We start from the raw sequence: 18956 nt of genomic DNA on the forward strand, positions 1-18956 counted from the left end.
GCCGTCCTCCATCAAGAAAACGGCTTGACCTTTAACCTATTCAGTTCGAAATCCTCTTAAATGGCCACCAATTCCCCTGCCCAAAACTCTTTACCATTACTGGAATAAACAGCGGCAGAATCACTATTGCATATAAGAACAATCCTATTAATATAATTGATGCAATCTGCAGCAATGACAGCATTCCCGACGGCATCATCGCCGCAAAGGTTCCGCCAAGAATAACTGCAGCTGAAATTATGACCGTTCCCATTTTCTTCATAGCCATCAGCATTGCTTCTCCTACTGAGAGGTCGCGGTATTCATTAAATCTATCCATAAGGAAGATGCTGTAATCAACTCCAAGAGCGACTAAAATGACAAATCCAAAGAATGGCACTGCCCAGCTGATACCCGCATACTGCAGAATGTCTACAAAGATTACTTCGTTAATAGCCATAGATGTAAAATAAGCCAAGACTAAAGATCCGATAATGTAGATTGGCATAATAATAGACCGGAACATGAAGATAAGAATAATTGAGATTCCGACAAGCATCAGGACAACCGTTCTGGAATAGTCCTGTGCCGAAACGGTGCTTAAGTCTGCATTCGTGCTGGTAATTCCGCCGACTGCGACTACTGCGTTTTCAAGTTTCGTATCTTTCACAGCTCTTTTTACTGCCTCTTTCATTTCAGGCACTTGTTCCATTGCTTCGTTTGAATAAGGACTTGCCTCCATGACAACATCAAGAGTCATTGTTTTACGGTCCTCTGACATGTAGGCATCAATCGCCTGTTCAAATTCTTTGCTCTCTAACACTTCCTGAGGCAAGTAAAAACCATTTGTATCCGATGTCTTTGATAAGCCTGAAAGGTAATCCTGGGCAGAACCAAGTCCGTCTGATACTTGATTCAGACCGTCCGCACTCTGATTCAGACCATCTGTCAGCTCTCCTAATTGACCTCCAAGATCTCCAAATCCGTCAAGCAGCTGCTTTTGCCCGGAGTTGATTCCGATAAGTCCATCCGTAAACTTCGGTATGTTATCTATGATTTGACCTTGACCATCAGCGAGCTGATCCAGTCCTGATAGCTGCTGATCGATGCCTTTTATGAGTGCATCAAGTCCTCCAGCTACGCCCTGCTGCCCTGTATTTGCTTCAGCAAAGCTTGCGTTTGCCTGGCTCATGCCCGCGGATAATTGAGTTAAACCGGAGTTCAGCTCTGTTAATCCTGCTGAAAGCTTAGGCAGCTCCTGCTGGGCAGCGCCAACTGTTCCCTTTATTTTTTGATACTGAGCTTCATTTTCGATACCTGCGTATTTCGTTTCAATATAGGCAAAATCCTGCTGCTGGATTTGAGCCATAGCTTCATTTAAAGCCGCGAGGCCGTTTTGAACCTGTGTATATTGAGAACTCAAGGTTTTTAAATTCCCTTCAATATCTTCGTACCCTTCCAAAAGTTCCTTATAGCCTGCAAGCAATTCCTCACTGCCAGCTTTAGCCTGCTCCAACCCTTTCTTAATTTCTCCTGATCCTGCTGACCCCTGACGAATTCCATTTTCGATTTTTGCTAAATTCGCCTGAACTTCAGTCAGTCCAGATTGAAGCTCAGAAGTACCGGAAATTAAGCCGTTTATGCCTTCTGCTGCATCATTCAGCTCCGGCTCAGACTTAGAAAGCTCGCTGCCTGCTTCATTAAGACCTTTGCTGATCTCATCGAGTCCTTCTTTCCCATCTCCAATTCCCTCTCCAAGGCTTTCCGCCTGTTTGGCAACAAAGAAATCTTCGATCGGTTCTCCTGCTGGACGGGTAACCGAGCGGACGTTATCGACCAGGTCCACTTTTTCGAGCTCCTGGCTGATTTTTTCTGCAAGTGCCGCATATTCTGCAGAATCCATTTTTTCATCATTTTTCATGACAATCTGAGTCGGCATCGATTCCCCCGGACCAAAGCTGTCTGCGATCGCATTGAATGCTTTAATTGACTCTACATCTCCGCTGACCTCTTCTAGTGAATCAAAAGATAATTCTCCGTCATAGACTGCCAGAAATGGCACGCATATCACAGCTACTATCAAAAGCGACAGAAAAGGACGTGCAAGCGAAAACCTTCCCAATACTGCCCAAAGCTTGCTTTCCCCGTGCTCTGCTTTGCTTTTGGACGGCCAGAAAATCTTCCCCCCTAAAACCGCCATGAAGAAAGGAACAATCGTAAACAAAGCCACTAGCAAAATAGCAACCCCAACAGCAACCGCTGAAGCAGATTGATAGAGTTTAAACTGTGAAAAACCGATTGCCGCAAAACCGATCATCACGGCAACACCGCTGAAAAACACGGTGCGCCCTGCATTTCGGTAAGTTGCCACAATGGCTTCCGGCACGGTTTCATATGCAGATAATTCTTCTTTAAACCTGCTTAAAATTAAAATACAGTAATCCGTTCCAATTCCAAACAGGACCGCAACTAAAAAGATTTGAGTATAGTTTGAAATCGGAAAATGAAATGAATCAACTAAAAATGACACAATCGACTGCGAAGCCAAATAACTGAATCCAACTGCAAGCAGCGGAATAAGCGGCGCGACAATCGATCTGAATACAAGAAGCAGAACCCCTAAAATAAAGACAACTGTAATGCCTTCTGTCTTTTTCAGGCCCTCTTCTGAGCTTTTCATCAAATCTTCATTAATCATCCAGTTTCCCGTATAGTCGTGATCCACTTTCACATCTTTGATCGCACCATATAGGGCTTCTCTGACCTCGCTCGGCTCTCTGTCATTCCAGGCCACATTGACCGATGCCAAAATCGCTTTTCCATCCTTGGATACAAGCTGTTCTTTTAAATTTTCTTCGTTAAAATGCGTGAGAATTTCTGTAATTCCAAGTTTTTCTTCATTCTTCTCAAGCAGCCTGATCGCTTTTTCAGCTTCGGCAATTTCTGTTTTTGTCAGTTTTTTTTCACTGTAAAAAACAAGTGCCACGCTGCTTTCATCTCCGCCGCCTTCATCCTTCTGCACTTCCTCAAGGATTTCTGAAGCATAAGAGGACGAGTATCCTTCAGGAACATCAATCTGCCCTTTTTCCCTGACTAAGTCCGCCATGTTCGGGGCAGCAAACAATAACCCTGCCACAACAGCAATCCAGGCAATCAGAACAAGCCATTTGCTTTTAATAATTGTCTTCATAATTTTCCCCCAGTTATTCTTCTTTGCTTTCGATTAATACTTGGTTGAGCTTTTCATAGGTTTCTATAAATTGTTTAATTTCCATTGGATCGAACTTTTTAATTAAGGATTCCACAAGCTTATGAATTCGGTCTTCCGCTTTTTCATACATGTCATTCCCTTTATCAGTCAGTGTCAAATAAACGACGCGGCGGTCATTTTCATCACGAGTCCGCTCAATCAGTCCTTTTTCAAACATCCTTGTGATAATCGCGGTTATCGCGCTTTTTTTCACATTAAACACTTCTGCCAGCTCAGAAGATGTACATGAGTTTGCCTGATTGATATATCTGAGCATGTAGTGCTGGTCATTTGTCAGATCGCTCCCAATCTGCTCTTTGACCAGAGTCTCTGCAATGCTTGTAACAGAAAAAGAAACCGTTATGTACCGGTCGACCAGTTCTTTTATGTTTTCTCCTGACATCTCTTCACCCCATTTCAACGATTGTTCTATTGTTTAATTGTTCACTTGTTTAACTATTAACAGATTTAACTTTAGTAGCCGCTTTATAAAAAGTCAAGATATTGTGATTTTTGTTAACCTTAAAAAAAGGAGCTCTTTCCATGAGCTCCTTGACATTCCTGCTATTTTTTCAAATGATACGGTACGGTAGTGACAATGACATTTCTTTTATACAGCAAAAACGTTCTGATTAAAATACTAGACTGGTTATGAAGAATGTTGTGCCAGCTTTTCTTTGGTATAAATTGCGGGATTAAAACTGTCACTCTATAGTTTGATTCACTTGCTTTCTTCTCAACTGTATCAATAAATTTAGTCAATGGCTGAATGATGCTTCGGTAATAAGACTGCAGTGTTACAAGGCGAATTTCCGGCTGCCACTTGTTCCATTTATCTTCGAAGATTTTTTCATCGACTCGTTCAAATGAAACATAAACCGCAATAATTTGGTCTGCGGATAATGATTTTGCATAGTTTAAAGAATTCTCTACAACATGAGTCATTCCGGCTACCGGAACGATAATGACATTCCCTTCAATCGGCTTGATCGGCTCACATGTTGTGAGTCTCAGCTGATCTCCAACGGCCAAATAGTGTTTCTTAATTTGGTGAAACCCTAAAACGATAAGAGGCAAAAAGATCAGCACGGCCCATACCTGAGAGAACTTTGTAATGAAGAACATCATCATGACAAGAAAGCTGATAAGGGCGCCAGTTAAATTTATCGCAAGTTTAACAGGCCACCCCTTAGGCTTTTCACGCAGCCACTTCACAAGCATACCGGTCTGAGACAGGGTAAATGGAATAAACACGCCCACTGCATAAAGCGGGATGAGCTGTTCTGTCTGGCCTTGAAAAGCAATAATTAATAAAATGGACGTAATTCCGAGAGTGATGATCCCATTTGAATACCCTAATCGGTCGCCTCTCATTGTAAACATTCTTGCAATGTATTTATCCTTTGCGAGGTTGAATGCAAGCAAAGGAAAAGCAGAATATCCGGTGTTGGCAGCTAGAACAAGAATCATAGCTGTCGTTCCCTGGATAAAATAATACATAAAGTTTCTTCCAAACGTATCAGCTGCAATTTGGGAAACAACTGTTTCTTCGTGTTTTGGAGCGATCCCGAAGTAATAAGCTAAAAATACGATTCCCGAGAATAAAATAGCAAGCAATAATCCCATTGCCATCAGCGTTCTGACTGCGTTTTTAGGACCAGGATCCTTAAAATTCGGTATCGCATTTGAGATTGCTTCAACTCCAGTTAACGCAGAACTTCCTGAAGCGAATGCCCTCAACAGCAAAAACAAGCTAATGCCTGCAACTGGAGTCCCAATAGGCTCATGCAAATCCGGTGAAACATCCCCGGTTATGATTTTAAATATGCCTACCCCTATTAAAATAAATAGGGCCAAAACAAACAAATAGACTGGATAGGCTAAAATCGATGCTGATTCTGTGATTCCCCGTAAATTAAGAATGGTAATAAAAACAACAAGCAAGCAGGCAATTTCGACATTATAATCATGCAAGTCAGGAAAGGCAGAAGTAATCGCATCTGTTCCTGCCGAGACACTCACGGCAACTGTTAATATGTAGTCAACTAAGAGTGAGCCCCCTGCAATTAAACCTGCATTTTCGCCAAGGTTTTCTTTCGAGACCACATACGCCCCCCCGCCATGAGGATAAGCATAAATAATTTGCCGGTAAGATAAGATCAGAGCTGTCAGCAGAAAGAGTACCCCTACAGCAATTGGAATGGAATACCAAAATGCTGCAGCACTTATTGTTACCAAGACAAGCAGGATCTGCTCTGGCCCATACGCTACAGAAGATAATGCATCTGAAGATAGAATAGCCAGCGCTTTCTTTTTGTTTAATTTTTGCTCGCCTAACTCTGTCGACTTTAAGGGAGCACCAATGATTATTCTTTTAAGCATTGATAACATTTCTGCACCACCAAATTTTCTTTTAAAATGATCAGGAGGTAATGAAATTTTTTAAAAAAATAAAGAACATCAATATTAAAAACGCATGCTCACTAACTGCACATCCACTCTTCTAACGCTTACGGGATTAGCTGACGGATTCGGGACAAAAGAGTATCCCTACCTACATAAATAGGATTCACCCCTTTGCAAAAATTATTACAAAATCGGGTTCCCCGCTCCTCTCGGATTAAGCGAAAAATAAAAATCAAACCGCTTGTTATCATACTCCTAAATTACTGAGCTGTAATTAATTTTTTCACTTTTCTTGACTTTTTTAAATCAATCTGCTTTCGGCAATAAAATGTATGATATTGCCGCTTGGCGCGAACACTAATTTCAAACATTTGACAGGAGGATATTGATGAATAAAGATAACATTCCGCTATTATCTGATGAATTTTTAGAAGAAGTGGCAAAAGAGATCAATGATATATACGGTTTTGATAATGATCCAAATGAAGAAGCAGAAAGAGAGTTTCTTGCGGAAGAAAAAAATCTGAATGAAACGTAAGGTTACATGCAAATTATTTAAGTTACATGATACTTTTATAAAGGAGATTTTCCAATTGAAAAAACTTTTTATGACTGCTGGAATGCTGATTATGTCCTTAGTTCTCGTCATGTCGCCTATAAAAGCTGTTGCAAAAGAAATGACACAGGCACGCGAGGAATGCATCACAAAAGAAGCCCTTGCTTTAAAAGAAGACATGAGAAGGCTCTGGATCGATCATGCGATTTGGACAAAAAGCTATATTGTCAGCTCGATTAATGGACTTGAAAATCAAAAAGAACTGCTTGCAAGACTTTTGAAAAATCAGGATGACATCGGCAATGCCATTAAACCTTATTACGGGGAAGAAGCAGGAAACAAACTTGCGGAACTATTAAGAGATCACATTCTGATTGCAGGAAAATTAACGGCAGCTGCAAAAAGCGGCAATCAATCAGACTTTAAGAAGTTTCATGCAGAATGGTATAAGAATGCTGATGACATTGCGAAGTTCTTGAGCAGCGCCAACCCGAATTGGTCTGAAAAAGAGCTGAAGGAAGCATTATATATGCATCTGCAATTCATTACAGATGATGTAACGGCAAGACTTAAGAAGGATTGGAATGCGAGTATACTTGCATTTGATAAAGGGTTAGACCATCTGCTGATGATGGCCGATGTTCTTTCTGCAGGAATCATGAAGCAGTTTCCGGATAAATTTTAGAGGCACGATCGAAGGCTTATCAATGGATTCTAACAGTGGAAATCGCATTTTATCAGTATAATTCCACTTTCAGTCAGTATTAAGGGAAGACCCGCAATGGATCTTCCCTTTTTAACCATATCACTCAATATTTTTTAATTTCCTCAGAAAACGCAATACTTGCTTTTCTTCTCGCTTTCCTGATCAGGGAGCGCTCCTCTGCTGATTCGAATAAATATTTCTCCTCATCCGTTTCAGGGTAAACTCCTGGAACTTCTTTTGGCTTTCCCTGCTCATTCAGTGAAACAAACGTGATAAAGCTTGTCGCTGCGACTCTTGATTCACCGCTCACTAAATCTTCTGCCGTAACTTTCACAAATATCTCCATCGATGATCTTCCTGTGTATGTAACAAAAGATTCAAGGTGCACCGCATCAGTCGGACGAATCGGATGCAGAAAATCAACCGAATCCATTGATGCCGTGACGCATTCTGAACGGCAATGCTTGGCAGCTGAAATGGAGGCTACAACGTCTATTGAAGCCATTAATTTCCCTCCGAACAACGTGTGATGATTGTTCGTGTCAGGCGGCAGTACACGGTTTGTTTGAAAAACTCTTGATTCTGAACATGGTTTGCTGTTAGGTGTCTGTTTCATGGTAATCTCCTTTTTATTTCTGTCTCATTGGCTTCGCCAAGCTGGGACTTCTTCTCTGCTTCGTATGCTGTTCATATGAGTAGCCAAACTTGATTAAAAGCCCCTCACTAAAAGCAGATGCCGCTAAAGTAATCCCAAAAGGCCTGCCGCTTTCCATATATCCTGCAGGCAGGGCAATTGAAGGGTAACCAGCTTTTGCACAGATAGTTGAACCAATATACGAAGGAAAAAGGATGGCGTCCAGCTTATCTTTTTTCAATGCATAATCTATACCTTCCTGCTGTGAAAAGTATATATCTTCTATTTTTGCTTGTATATATTCAGGTGCTCTCAATGAATATGGCAGCTTCGCTCTGCTTTCAAGTTTATCTTGACCATATTTCAGCGTATATTCTTTATGATTTTCATTGAATTTGATCAGCTCAGATAAAGAATGTACCGGCAGTTGCGGAGGAAGCTTAGCGAGATAGTTGTCCAGGCTGTGCTTCAGTTCATAAAATAAAACATTCCAGCTCCACTTTCTATGAAAGGATGGAATGATGATATCTTCAATAACTTCTGCCCCAAGATCCTTAAAGCCCGCAACAGCATCTTTGAATAAGCCTTCATCATATTCACCAGATTGAAAATAGTCTTCATCTGCATCCTTAAAGACTCCAATTCTTGCACCTTTTAACCCTTCTGGATCTAAGAAAACGGAATAATCCTTTTTCCCATCGCTTTTTAAGGTGGCAGGATCTGATGGATCCGGCCCAGCAAGTGCTGAAAGCAGCAGGGCAGCATCTTCCACAGTTCTTGCAATTGGTCCTGCTGTGTCCTGTGAATATGTAAACGGAATCATTCCTGTACGGCTAATAAGGCCTACTGTGGGCTTAATTCCAACGACAGAATTTTGAATGGCTGGGCTTAAAATAGAAGCATCCGTTTCAGTTCCGACAGCCAATACCGCCAAATTAGAAGCAACTGCAGCCGCAGCTCCCGAGCTTGATCCCCCTACAAAGAAATCGCCATATGGATTTAGCACCTGTCCGCCTCTCGAACTATAACCAGCCCACATTTCAGATGACATCCCATTCGCAAGCTCTGTCATATTTGTTTTTCCTAAAATAACGGCACCTGACTGCCTGAGCAAGTTTACGAGATATGCATCTTTTTCAGGCAGATAGTTTTCCAAAGCAAGCGTACCTGCGCTTGTATGCATAGCATCACTTGTTTCTATATTATCTTTAAGCAGCACTGGTATTCCATGAAGCGGCCCTCTTGGCCCCTTGGTGTTTCTTTCATGATCTAATGCCTCAGCTATGAAAAAAGCATCAGGGTTTACTTCTAGAATGGAATTGATGACTGGACCAGCCTGATCATATTTCGCGATCCGGTACATGTAATACATTACAAGTTCTTTTGCTGTAAGTTGACCCGCATTCATCGCGTTTTGCAGAGCAGTTGCCGTTAATTCTTCCTTTAAAACCGGATTCCATTTGATATCCATAAGATTCTCCAGTAATTGATGTATTTGATATCCATATTCTAACATATTTCCTTATTGCCATTTACTGATTTTAAACGTTTCAATCCTGTTACAATTCTTCAGATCGGCCGCATAAGGTTTCTTTTTCACTGAATTTCCTTTATAATGCGCACTAGATGATTTTTTTTCAAAAGAAAAATTATACTTCTAGCTTGAAGGAAGGAGATCGATTATGAAAAAAGTGATGTTACCATTAATAACCGGTCTAATGGCCGTTGTTTTAGCAGCATGCGGAGGAAATGAAGAAAGCAAAGAAGCGAAAAATGATGATAAAGCAAAAACAGCCGAAACTGATCAGCAGAAGGATCAGCAAAAGCAAATGGAAGAAATGCAAAAGAAATTAGAGAAACAGCAAGTAGATGAAAAGAAAACTGTTGCTCTTGTAAATGACGAGAAAATCCTTGGCAGCGACTATAACAGCGTCCTTCAATCAACTCAGGGCCAAATGCAGCAAATGGGACAAGACCCTACTTCTAAAGAAGCTGCAGAGCAAGTGAAAAAACAAACACTGGACAGCTTAGTCGGACAAACCCTGCTTCTTCAAGAGGCAGATAAAAAAGGCTATAAAGCATCTGATGAAGACGTAAAAAAACAGCTTGATGAAACGAAAAAACAGTTTAAAACAGAAAAAGAATTCGAAGCCGCTCTTAAAAAATCAGGCATGGACATGAAAACACTTGAAGCTCAAATTGCTGATGATATTAAATTCAGACAGTATATTGAAAAAGAAGTGCCTGCAGGCGAGATCTCAGATGAAGAAATTCAAAAAACGTATGATCAATATGCAGAGCAAGGAAAAAGCAGCGGACAGGAAGTGCCAAAGCTTGAAGAAGTAAAACCGCAGATTGAACAATCTCTTCAGCAGCAAAAACAGCAGGAGAAGCTTGCTCAAAAAGTAGAAGAACTAAAGAAAAGCGCGAAGATTGATCTTAAGATTTAATGAAATGACCCCCGCTGCCGTTTGGCTGCGGGGGTTTTTTTCATATAGCTCTGGTTAGCTGCTTTGTGATTTTATGTTACCAACCCTTAGTGGATTGCAGCAGAAACAATGGTTGATTCCACCTTGAAGCTGCCATTCCGGATTTTTGTCCTCATACGATGCGGTTGATTCCACCTTGAAGCTGCCATTCCGGATTTTTGTCCTCATAGGATGCGGTTGATTCCACTTTGAAGCTGCTATTCTGAATTTTTGTCCTCATAGGATGCGGTTGATTCCACTTTGAAGCTGCTATTCTGAATTTTTGTCCTCATAGGATGCGGTTGATTCCACTTTGAAGCTGCTATTCTGTTTTATTGTCTTCATACACCAAGCACGAAAGCTGAGAACATCCCCGGCAAGATCGCTGACAATATTTATAATCAAGGCTCTTTTCGTAAATATTGTTGCTAATAGACTAGATTCTTTCAACTCTAAGTGGATTGCAGCGGATAAACTTGACTCCTGCGGGATTTAGAGCAAATTGGGAGACCCCACAGGCAGCGCCGAAGATGCTCCCATGCTCCTCGCGTAAAGCAAGTTCCTGAAGCGAAAAACAACATTCATTTTAAAAACATCCTCAGTGAATCTGCTTTTCAAACAGCACATACCTGTCATTATACTTCGTGATTCTCTGCAGCAAAATGACATTCACAATAAAAATCGCAAGAGCGATCAGCAGCGTAATCTGTGCGCCAACCAAAAACAATCCGCTTGCCTGGCCGGCCATCATTCCCACAACAGGAAGAATAATCAAGCCTCCTATGTTTTGCGCTTCCTGATACGTTTTGACACGCGAGGAAATAAAGACGTTAAGCAAAACCGTCATGAGAGACACCATCGGCGAAAGACACAAGATCAGCGCAAGCCAATTGGCCGACGGAAAGATCATTTGTCCAAACAGCTGAAACCCGAGTACATTAATGATCACACCGCTAAGCAAAAAGCTCAGCCAAGAGACAAGCAGCGAGGGAATAAACGATCCAAGAATTTTGCTAACAAAGAGGGTTTTAATCGGAACAGGAGAAAAAAGCAGACTCTCAAGTGTACGCCGTTCCTTCTCGCCTACAAAACTATTGGCAGCCACCACACTCGCTGTGATAATCGGGACCAGCAAAAATAAAGACGGAAGCATATAGTTGATAAATAAAAAAACAAATTGCTGTTCGGTCGTTTCAAGAGCGAGGTCTTCACTTTTCAGCTGAGTCAGGAAACTGCTGATCATCTTCTGTGCATCATTGCCCGCAAGCTTTTCAATATCGAAAAAGAGTGCACTGCCCAGAATCGCTGCAGGTATGACCGCTGAAAAAAGAATCGGAATGATAATTAGCGTAGCAAATAAGTTTTTACTGCGGAAAATATCTCTTAAATCTTTTTTTATGATTGCTTTCATCATGGTCCTATTCATTATGCTTCTCCCTTACTTTAAAATAAATGGATTCCAGATCATTATTTATTATCTCAGCAGAATAGACATGATGGTTTTCTAAAATCTTCTTCAGCAAGAACGGAATATCTTCTTTTCCAGGCAGAGTGAAAATCATTTCTCCTTCTCCCCATTTTTCATAAGGAAAAGCCATATTTTCTTTTCCTTGAAGTTTCAGATTCGTGTTTACTTTTATTTTTATTTCTTTTAAATACTTTTTCTCAAGTTCAGCTTTTGTTCCTTGTTCAACAATGGTTTGATTCTCAAGAAACGCGAAGGAGTCACAAACCGGTTCCAGCTGATGCAACACGTGAGAACAGATGATCATCGTTGTGCCGGTTTCCTCGTTGTATTTTTTCAAATAAGCGAGCACCATTTTGATGCCGTCCGGATCGAGGCCATTTGTCGGTTCATCCAGAAACAGAAATTTTGGACTGTGCAACAGCGCCTTTGCGAGAGCAAGCCTCTTTTTCATTCCTGTACTGTATGTTCCGGCAGGTTTATCTTTATGATCAGCCAAATCAAACAGCCGAAGCAGCTGACGAATTCTTGCTTTATCCTTTACCCCATATAAATCTGCAAAAAATGCTAAGTTTTCCTCACCGCTCAATTGATGGTACAAACCTGCCCCTTCTGTAACAATGCCTGATATTTTTCTGATCTCATCGCCATTTTTCACAGGATCATGATTCAGGATCGAAATCATTCCGCTGTCCGCTTTTATAACCCCGTTTAATATGCGGATAAATGTTGTTTTTCCAGCTCCATTCGGTCCAAGTAGTCCTACAATCTTCCCTTGTTCAGCTTTAAAATTCACGTTCTTCAGCACCGTCTGGCTTCCGAACGTTTTTGAAACCCCCGCGACTTCAATCATCTGTTCTCAAGCTCCCTTTTTAATAGAATAATGGAATAAACAGCAGCTGCATGGAAATATGGGCAAACATGTGCGAAACAATGGCATATTCAAATCCTTTTTTCCAGTAGAGCCAGCGGAAAAAGATGGCTCCGATCCCGTTCAGCAAAAAGCAGCGGAAAATAATCATCCCTGTAAGTTCGCCAAAAAGCAGGGTAGTAAAAGGCAAATGGGCACCAGCAAATACTAGAGCTGCAATGGTGATGGCTGCCCAGTAAAAGGTGCTGTTCTTTCTTTTGAAAATTTTGATAAATACCCATACGAGCAGACTCACAAAGAATAAACGCAGCATCGTTTCTTCGAAGACACCCCCGTATAGAGCACCTGCAAATAACCCGATCCAAGAAAACTCCGGATTCATTGCTTCAATTTGAGGAATATGCTTTTCAAAATAAAAACGATCGCCTCCGGCAATGATGAATCCGGTCACTGTACCAAGAAGGACAGCAAGCAGCAGAGGCTTTGCACAAAACCATTTCTTTGGTCCTTTTTCAGCCAATGACTGAAGAATCTCAAACGAAAAGCCCGTTTTGCGCGCCAGTTTGAAACCGATCCATGAAAGAATAAAACTTGTAATAAAGAGTTGAATCGCTGTCATCAGTGATAGAAATCCGGCCGATATTTCACCAGTCATCTTCTCCAATTCACTCGCAGGCAGTACAGATGTCAACGCATTCATTTGATACGGCACCAGGAGGAATCCTGCTCCGAAACAAATTACTCCAATGAGCAGTGCCAATTTCAAATCGGTTTTTTTCATATCGCTTCCCCCTATGGCTTTTTATCAGGAATCACAATCGTTGCGATGTTTCTTCCTGTCCGTTCAGGCGAAGGTTCATTTAGCATCGCGTTTTGGAGCAGTTCAGCGATACCCTTTACCAGTTCCGTAAATTCTGAATCTGATAAATGGACGTTTGCTACAGCGTAGCTTACTCCATCTTTCACCAAATCCGCTTCTCCATTTTGCAAATAACTCTCATACATTCCCATCAGCTGGGTTGTAAAATTCATAAAAAGTTCTAAATGTTCTTCCCTTGTTAAGTTTAAGAAGTCTTCCTGCGACTGAACGGATGGTTCATTGAGCGCATATACCTTTTCAATCGTCCCTCTAATCTGGTTTTCTTTTACCACTTGAATAATCTTGGCTTCAAGAAGTTTATTAAGATGTCTGTAAAGTGTCGCCTGTGGAACATCTATCGTCCGCACCCCTAATTGCTGAACGGTCATCTCTTTGCCGTTCAGCAGAGATTGAACAATCTTCATTCTCACAGGATGCAAGATCAGGTTCATCTTTGATTTGTTCAAATCATTTTCCTCCATTATATTCATTGCTTTGTTTTATTATCACTTATGATAATAATATATATTTTGATAATAATCAATTGTTTTTTCCAAATTTTATCTTTTAATCATCCTCTGAAACCCTTATTCTTTATAGAGGAGGAGGATGTGTTATGAACCAGATTTTCCAGCAGAATTATGAAGACAACCCGTTTGTTGCCTTTTCAGCCGTACACTTTTTAAGTCTATTCCTGCTGTTCCTGACTTTATTGGTCCTTTTCTTATTCCGAAAAAAGCTGCTGAATGCAAGTAGAAATAGAGCAGCAAGTTGGTTTCTGGCAGGGACCGGTTTAGTTTCCGAGCTCTCCTATCACCTATGGCTGACGTTGAACGGAACGTGGAATGCTGCCTACACTCTTCCGCTGGAATTGTGCAGCATCAGTCTATTCTTATGTATTGTTTTGCTGCTCACAAAAAGCAGGCGGGTATTTGAAGTTGTTTATTTTATCGGCCTTGCCGGAGCTTTCTTCGCATTACTCACGCCTGAACTGAACTATAACTTTCCGCATCTGCGTTTCTTTCACTTTTTTATGACGCATTCGGTCATCATCTTAACCTGCTTCTTCTTTGTATGGGTTGAAAGGTACAAAGTAACCTTTAGATCTGTATTAAAAACGATGGGATTTCTGAATGCAGCTGCTGTTATTATTTTCTTCATCAATCAAACGGCTGGCGGCAATTATATGTTTTTATCCCGAAAACCAGTGAACCCGACTCCGCTTGATTTTTTAGGGCCTTATCCTTGGTATATTCTTTCCTTGGAGATAGTGGCTTTCTTGCTCTTTCTGCTTTTATTCATCCCTTTTTTATCATTTAAAAAGAAAACAGGTATGAGTAAGAGCGTTTAATCAAAGATTGGTGTTTTCGATTATATATGTTGTCCGTTCCTTTCCGCTCCACTTATCGATTTATACACATCTAGTCTAATCTCAAACCATCAAAAAAACAGGAAGCGCACACTATACGCTTCCTCTGCTCTACACATGAACATGCTGTTTTATCAGTGTCCCTTTCTCCATTTCTTTTTTCACAAGCAGCAGAACCGGCAGCCCGCTTAATGTGATCAGCATGAGACAGCCGAATAAGATGGACGGATCACTGACACCGTAAGAATCCAATAGCAGCCCGCCAATCCATGGACCTAGAACGTTCCCAAGCTGGGTAAAGCCCATCGCGCCAAAATATGTTCCCTTCATATCAGGATTGGAAATGGCATCAATCAGCACATCCATCATTGAAAAGAGCAGGACCTCCCCAACTGTAAAGAAGATAACAACCAGGCCGATCATCCAAATGCTTTCCACAAAAGCAAAGCTGAAAAGACTGCTTCCAACAAACAGATTTCCAAGCATAATCGATTTAATCGGAGAATAGTTTTTTGCTATTCGGACGACCGGATACTGAATGATAAGAACGACTACCGCATTAAGCGACAGCAGAATGGAAAACGTTTTGGCCCCGTCTTTTATTTGAGGGGACATGGCGAAGTATTGCGGCAATGTAGAAGTAAGCTGTGAAAATCCTGTGATGCAAAGGATAATGCCGACTAAAGATAACAGAAGCAGCTTATCTTTTCTCGTGACTTGAAAAGCCTCCCCAAAGGCAATACGTGCTGTTTGCGCTGCTTCTCCAGCAAGATCTGATTTCATATATGTCAGCAGCAGCGAGATGCCATAAAGCGTATAAATCGCAGCTGCAATGTAAAAGGGAAACGTCGTTTTGGCTGACCCCAAAAAGATGCCGAGTATTGGTCCGAATACAACCCCGACATTGATGGCCGCATACCTCAAATTAAAAATCAGCAGCTTATTTTTCTGATCGGTAATATCCGACAAGAGTGCTCTAGAGGTTGGTTCAAAAACCGATCTGCACACTCCGTTCAGCGCATTCATGATAAAAAATGAAAGCACACTGTCTGCCACCCCAAAACCGATAAACACAAGCACCCATAGAAAGATAGATGTCAGCAGCACTTTTTTTCTTCCAAGTTTGTCAGATAGATAGCCGCCATAAAAGCTTGATAAGATGCCGGCGAGTGAGCTGACGGCAATTATCGTTCCTGTCATGGACGCTGAGACACCTTTTACTTGAGTTAAATAAATCGCCAGAAATGGAATGCTCATCGATGTTGCCATTCTGCCGAAAATGGTGCCGATTAAGATGTTCCACCCCAGCGGATGAATCTGTTTAAGCTGTTTCATGAATGTACCCTCCACTTTGTGATAAAAGAAAGTTTACCACAATTTCTCATTTTCCGAATCCTAAAATGGGAGGATGACTCTCAACCTTTAGTAGGAGATTGCAAGTCTCATAGCGAATGGTAAAACGTTGAGGTTTTTAAATAATCGGCAGGAGGTTTTGTTAATGTCAGAAAGATATCCGGTAGTCGAAGGGGCTGAACCCTTTTATTTTGAAGGGAATTCAGTCGGCATTCTCGTATCACACGGATTTACGGGCTCAACGCAAAGCATGCGCCCGCTTGGAGAAGCCTACGCAAAAGCTGGATACACGGTGTGCGGCCCCCGGCTTAAAGGCCACGGAACTCACTATGAGGAAATGGAAGGAACCACTTATGAGGATTGGGCTACTTCAGTTGAAGAAGGGTACCAATGGCTCACGGAGCGCTGCAGCACCATTTTTGTTACAGGACTCTCAATGGGCGGCACGCTGACTCTCTATCTCGCCCAGCATCATCCTGAAATAAAAGCGATCATCCCAATAAATGCAGCGATTGATATCAAGGCAATGGCAGGAGCCCAGCAAATTCAGGCAAGATTTCTCGACGCAATTGGATCTGACATTAAAAATCCCGCAGTTACTGAGCTTGCTTATGAAAAAACACCTGTTCAATCATTAAAAGAGATTAATAAACTTATGGACATAGTGAAAAACAAGCTGAACGAGATCACATGCCCTGCGCTTATTTTTGTATCCTCAGTTGACAACGTTGTGCCGCCGGATAACTCACGGGTCATTTATGAAGAGATTTCTTCAAAGGATAAAAACCTGATTACTCTTGAAAACAGCTACCATGTCGCGACACTTGACCATGACCAGCAGCTGATCATTGACAAGACCCTGGAATTCATTGAAAGAGTAATGAATCAGACAGCAGTTTGAGTTTAAATATTTCAAATGAACAAGTTAAGGGCATGAAATCTCAATTCATAGATTTCATGCTCTATTTTATTGCTCATATAGATAGGGAATCTGGAAGAACAGCTTTTTTTTCTTCTACAAACCGCCATTGTTTACCATCACTTTAAATGTTACGCCTCCTTTATCAAACCTCGCAGCCTCCACAAACCCTGCTTTCTGATAAACGCGAATAGCCCTTTTGTTAAAAGAAGCAACGGTCAAACGAAGCGGCATGTTTGGAAATCCAATCCGTACATGATAAACAATATAGGAAAAGAATTCACTACCAGCTCCTTTACCTGTAAAATGCGGATTCATTCCCAGTCCAATATCAATCATATTTTCTAAATAGACTTCCTGCATGGGCCCTTCAGGAACTTGAGCCGGTTTTCCCAGGCAAAAAAAGCCTATCAATCTCCTCTTATCATCGACGAGCGCATAATAAGAGTTTGAAAGCATTCCAATTATATTGCCTTCGGTAAGTTCCATGTTGTAAAAATCATAGGGCGGCTCGTAGGTCCACTTCAGAATGTCAGCAGCCATTTTTCTATTTATCTTTTTTATTAATAAGTGCATACGCTAAAGTTTCCTTTTCTTCAACTCTTCTCTTATGTCCTTTAAGACTTCATTTCTTTCTTTTGTTAATTTAAGAAAATAGATGATCGCAAAGATTCCAAGGAAAATAGTTCCTGCATAAAGCAAAAGCGGCACTAGCATCAGCAGGGCAGAGTCCATTCAATCAGCTCCTTTCATTCTATCCGCATACAGTTATAAAGTTTAACTGTGTTCAAACAGGGAAAACCGTCCTTTATAAACTGAAATACCTGTTTATCATTCTTATCAAAGCGAGGTTATGAAAATGTCTAACATTGAAAATAAAGTTGTGATTTTAACAGGAGCTTCAAGCGGAATTGGAGAAGCGACTGGGCTATTCTGAAAAAGCTGTGTCCACATGTGACACAGCTTTTTCATATATGTACCTTTATTCCGCTTTTTTTCTAGAATTCTAGGGTTAGACTAGAGCTGAAAATTCCTTCGCTCCCAAATAGCGTTCTTTAAGGATTTTTCGGTGATGAAGCTCATGACCTGCAATGATGCATGCTATCGCACGTACTGTTACATCCACTTGATTTGCCGTTCCACGTTTCAGCCAGTCTTTTTCTTTTAAGCTCTTAAGCAAGAGCAGCGTTCCCTCCCGGACAACGAACAGATTCTGAAGGAGGTCTTCCATCTTCTCTCTATTAAAATCCGCCTGATTTACATATGCATTTTCATCAAAGCCAGGCAGCTGCACTGCATCTCCCCTTGCAATAGATAAAAGACGGTATGCCATAATTCTTTCCGTATCCACAACATGGCAGATCACTTCTTTTATGCTCCATTTCCCTTCTGCGTATTTGAATTCTCCTTGTGTCTCGGAAAGATCGTTAAGCAAATGGAGGGTTTCCTTCACTTGCTCCTTTAGTATTTGTTCAAGATCGCCTTCAGGTATCATGCTGATATAACCTTCATAATACGGTGCATATTCATTTTGTTCCGGGCGTTTGTTCATGCTCCTCATCCTTTATTGAATATTTTTCTCTCTTAAAACTCTTATTCTGCGTCCGATTTCCGTCCAACAGCCTTTCTTTTAAATAGATTAAAAGGCTAAAGTCTTTTTGATCTATAATGCCTATGTGTTCAGAAAGATCCCATAAGATAATCTTTGATGTTTCCTTATTCACTTTAAATGGCATTAATTCCTCCGCATCAGCGAAAAAAATCGGACTGTATTTTATTTTTCCAGTGCGTTTCTTTCTTTTTTTCAGCAAACCGGCAAATTCCAGCTGCGGAATAAACTGTCCTGTTTCCTCAAATAATTCTCTTATCGCGCATTCTTTCGAAGATTCTCCGCTCTTCCTTCTTCCGCCGGGAAGCTCCCACCGCTTTCTCTTTGTACTGAAACAAAGCAGGAGTTTACCCCTGCAATTTAAAATTACAAAAGATCCTGCCAACGGCTGAAATGAATCCAATTCGGATTCATCTGCCATTAAAAAATCAACAAATTCCGATCCGCTTCTGATGGTCTTTTCCTCCCTGAATTCTGTGAACAGAATCATGCTTGGTCATTTGATATGAGTA

19 protein-coding genes and 1 riboswitch are annotated in these 18956 nt (G+C 41.1%); of the genes, 5 read left to right on the forward strand and 14 right to left on the reverse strand.

From position 1 onward, the window contains the following. Positions 1-40 precede the first annotated feature (40 nt). The 3 genes from E2R53_RS10970 to E2R53_RS10980 form a co-directional block, all read right to left on the reverse strand. A complete protein-coding gene (locus E2R53_RS10970) occupies positions 41-3169 on the reverse strand; it encodes an MMPL family transporter (protein WP_133311791.1) in 3129 nt (1042 codons plus the stop codon). Between the two features lie 13 nt (positions 3170-3182). Then, on the reverse strand, positions 3183-3632 hold the full coding sequence (locus E2R53_RS10975; protein ID WP_133311792.1) for a MarR family winged helix-turn-helix transcriptional regulator: 450 nt from the start codon (positions 3630-3632) through the stop codon (positions 3183-3185). 161 nt (positions 3633-3793) lie between these two features. Then, entirely contained in the window at positions 3794-5620 is a 1827-nt protein-coding gene (locus E2R53_RS10980) for an APC family permease (protein ID WP_133311793.1), read from the reverse strand. 100 nt (positions 5621-5720) lie between these two features. Then, positions 5721-5866, reverse strand: a riboswitch (cyclic di-AMP (ydaO/yuaA leader). Between the two features lie 157 nt (positions 5867-6023). Here E2R53_RS10980 and E2R53_RS10985 point away from each other — a divergent pair. Together E2R53_RS10985 and E2R53_RS10990 are read left to right on the forward strand one after the other, a co-directional pair. After that, entirely contained in the window at positions 6024-6173 is a 150-nt protein-coding gene (locus E2R53_RS10985; RefSeq protein ID WP_133311794.1) for a hypothetical protein, read from the forward strand. A gap of 55 nt (positions 6174-6228) precedes the next feature. Beyond that, positions 6229-6876: a glycosyltransferase gene (locus E2R53_RS10990; protein ID WP_206197375.1), complete on the forward strand. Its 648-nt coding sequence runs from the start codon at positions 6229-6231 to the stop codon at positions 6874-6876. A 124-nt stretch (positions 6877-7000) separates the two neighbouring features. Here the strand turns inward: E2R53_RS10990 and E2R53_RS10995 are convergent, their stop codons facing one another. Beyond that, the gene (locus E2R53_RS10995; RefSeq protein ID WP_133311795.1) at positions 7001-7513 is read right to left on the reverse strand and encodes an acyl-CoA thioesterase; all 513 of its coding nucleotides are present in this window, start codon (positions 7511-7513) and stop codon (positions 7001-7003) included. 13 nt (positions 7514-7526) lie between these two features. Beyond that, positions 7527-9002 (reverse strand): amidase family protein, encoded by a 1476-nt coding sequence (locus E2R53_RS11000; protein WP_133311796.1) that lies wholly within the window; start codon positions 9000-9002, stop codon positions 7527-7529. 211 nt (positions 9003-9213) lie between these two features. On the opposite strand from E2R53_RS11000, the gene E2R53_RS11005 reads away from it, so the two are divergent. Beyond that, positions 9214-9981, forward strand: a complete 768-nt coding sequence (locus E2R53_RS11005; protein WP_133311797.1) for a SurA N-terminal domain-containing protein — start codon at positions 9214-9216, stop codon at positions 9979-9981. A 616-nt stretch (positions 9982-10597) separates the two neighbouring features. Here the strand turns inward: E2R53_RS11005 and E2R53_RS11010 are convergent. From E2R53_RS11010 to E2R53_RS11025, 4 genes are read right to left on the reverse strand one after another with little or no spacing between them, the layout of a single operon-like run. Beyond that, on the reverse strand, positions 10598-11425 hold the full coding sequence (locus E2R53_RS11010) for an ABC transporter permease subunit (protein WP_133311798.1): 828 nt from the start codon (positions 11423-11425) through the stop codon (positions 10598-10600). Next, positions 11418-12317 carry an ABC transporter ATP-binding protein gene (locus E2R53_RS11015; protein ID WP_133311799.1) on the reverse strand — a complete coding sequence of 300 codons (900 nt, stop codon included), beginning with the start codon at positions 12315-12317 and terminating at the stop codon, positions 11418-11420. Before E2R53_RS11015 ends, E2R53_RS11010 begins: the two co-directional genes overlap by 8 nt. Before the next feature lie 19 nt (positions 12318-12336). Further along, the gene (locus tag E2R53_RS11020; protein WP_133311800.1) at positions 12337-13116 is read right to left on the reverse strand and encodes a CPBP family glutamic-type intramembrane protease; all 780 of its coding nucleotides are present in this window, start codon (positions 13114-13116) and stop codon (positions 12337-12339) included. Between the two features lie 11 nt (positions 13117-13127). Beyond that, entirely contained in the window at positions 13128-13661 is a 534-nt protein-coding gene (locus E2R53_RS11025; protein WP_133311801.1) for a helix-turn-helix domain-containing protein, read from the reverse strand. A gap of 149 nt (positions 13662-13810) precedes the next feature. Between E2R53_RS11025 and E2R53_RS11030 the strand changes: the two genes are divergently transcribed. After that, positions 13811-14545, forward strand: a complete 735-nt coding sequence (locus tag E2R53_RS11030) for a YwaF family protein (protein ID WP_133311802.1) — start codon at positions 13811-13813, stop codon at positions 14543-14545. A gap of 129 nt (positions 14546-14674) precedes the next feature. On the opposite strand, the gene E2R53_RS11035 is transcribed toward E2R53_RS11030, so the two are convergent. Then, a complete protein-coding gene (locus E2R53_RS11035) occupies positions 14675-15898 on the reverse strand; it encodes an MDR family MFS transporter (RefSeq protein WP_133311803.1) in 1224 nt (407 codons plus the stop codon). Between the two features lie 163 nt (positions 15899-16061). Between E2R53_RS11035 and E2R53_RS11040 the strand changes: the two genes are divergently transcribed. Then, complete coding sequence (locus tag E2R53_RS11040; protein ID WP_133311804.1) at positions 16062-16817, forward strand: alpha/beta hydrolase; 756 nt, start codon at positions 16062-16064, stop codon at positions 16815-16817. Between the two features lie 114 nt (positions 16818-16931). Here the strand turns inward: E2R53_RS11040 and E2R53_RS11045 are convergent, their stop codons facing one another. The 4 genes from E2R53_RS11045 to E2R53_RS11060 form a co-directional block, all read right to left on the reverse strand. Then, the gene (locus tag E2R53_RS11045; RefSeq protein ID WP_133311805.1) at positions 16932-17411 is read right to left on the reverse strand and encodes a GNAT family N-acetyltransferase; all 480 of its coding nucleotides are present in this window, start codon (positions 17409-17411) and stop codon (positions 16932-16934) included. Positions 17412-17414: 3 nt separating this feature from the next. After that, positions 17415-17570, reverse strand: coding sequence for a hypothetical protein (locus E2R53_RS23240; protein WP_165970924.1), 156 nt, complete (start codon positions 17568-17570; stop codon positions 17415-17417). Positions 17571-17847: 277 nt separating this feature from the next. After that, positions 17848-18387 carry a DinB family protein gene (locus E2R53_RS11055; RefSeq protein ID WP_133311806.1) on the reverse strand — a complete coding sequence of 180 codons (540 nt, stop codon included), beginning with the start codon at positions 18385-18387 and terminating at the stop codon, positions 17848-17850. Next, the gene (locus E2R53_RS11060; RefSeq protein WP_133311807.1) at positions 18362-18934 is read right to left on the reverse strand and encodes an NUDIX domain-containing protein; all 573 of its coding nucleotides are present in this window, start codon (positions 18932-18934) and stop codon (positions 18362-18364) included. The genes E2R53_RS11055 and E2R53_RS11060 overlap by 26 nt, the downstream gene beginning before the upstream one ends. Between the last annotated feature and the right edge of the window lie 22 nt (positions 18935-18956).

Origin of the sequence: Peribacillus frigoritolerans (assembly GCF_004358755.1) — a bacterium.
Taxonomy (GTDB): Bacteria; Bacillota; Bacilli; order Bacillales; family Bacillaceae; genus Bacillus_P.

What these genes read in the sequence shown, in the direction of transcription:
- E2R53_RS10970 (WP_133311791.1), bottom strand. Translation starts at nt 3,169, where the DNA reads ATGAAGACAATTATTAAAAGCAAATGGCTTGTTCTGATTGCCTGGATT.
- E2R53_RS10975 (WP_133311792.1), bottom strand. Translation starts at nt 3,632, where the DNA reads ATGTCAGGAGAAAACATAAAAGAACTGGTCGACCGGTACATAACGGTT.
- E2R53_RS10980 (WP_133311793.1), bottom strand. Translation starts at nt 5,620, where the DNA reads ATGTTATCAATGCTTAAAAGAATAATCATTGGTGCTCCCTTAAAGTCG.
- E2R53_RS10985 (WP_133311794.1), top strand. Translation starts at nt 6,024, where the DNA reads ATGAATAAAGATAACATTCCGCTATTATCTGATGAATTTTTAGAAGAA.
- E2R53_RS10995 (WP_133311795.1), bottom strand. Translation starts at nt 7,513, where the DNA reads ATGAAACAGACACCTAACAGCAAACCATGTTCAGAATCAAGAGTTTTT.
- E2R53_RS11000 (WP_133311796.1), bottom strand. Translation starts at nt 9,002, where the DNA reads ATGGATATCAAATGGAATCCGGTTTTAAAGGAAGAATTAACGGCAACT.
- E2R53_RS11005 (WP_133311797.1), top strand. Translation starts at nt 9,214, where the DNA reads ATGAAAAAAGTGATGTTACCATTAATAACCGGTCTAATGGCCGTTGTT.
- E2R53_RS11010 (WP_133311798.1), bottom strand. Translation starts at nt 11,425, where the DNA reads ATGAATAGGACCATGATGAAAGCAATCATAAAAAAAGATTTAAGAGAT.
- E2R53_RS11015 (WP_133311799.1), bottom strand. Translation starts at nt 12,317, where the DNA reads ATGATTGAAGTCGCGGGGGTTTCAAAAACGTTCGGAAGCCAGACGGTG.
- E2R53_RS11020 (WP_133311800.1), bottom strand. Translation starts at nt 13,116, where the DNA reads ATGAAAAAAACCGATTTGAAATTGGCACTGCTCATTGGAGTAATTTGT.
- E2R53_RS11030 (WP_133311802.1), top strand. Translation starts at nt 13,811, where the DNA reads ATGAACCAGATTTTCCAGCAGAATTATGAAGACAACCCGTTTGTTGCC.
- E2R53_RS11035 (WP_133311803.1), bottom strand. Translation starts at nt 15,898, where the DNA reads ATGAAACAGCTTAAACAGATTCATCCGCTGGGGTGGAACATCTTAATC.
- E2R53_RS11040 (WP_133311804.1), top strand. Translation starts at nt 16,062, where the DNA reads ATGTCAGAAAGATATCCGGTAGTCGAAGGGGCTGAACCCTTTTATTTT.
- E2R53_RS11045 (WP_133311805.1), bottom strand. Translation starts at nt 17,411, where the DNA reads ATGCACTTATTAATAAAAAAGATAAATAGAAAAATGGCTGCTGACATT.
- E2R53_RS23240 (WP_165970924.1), bottom strand. Translation starts at nt 17,570, where the DNA reads ATGGACTCTGCCCTGCTGATGCTAGTGCCGCTTTTGCTTTATGCAGGA.
- E2R53_RS11055 (WP_133311806.1), bottom strand. Translation starts at nt 18,387, where the DNA reads ATGAACAAACGCCCGGAACAAAATGAATATGCACCGTATTATGAAGGT.
- E2R53_RS11060 (WP_133311807.1), bottom strand. Translation starts at nt 18,934, where the DNA reads ATGATTCTGTTCACAGAATTCAGGGAGGAAAAGACCATCAGAAGCGGA.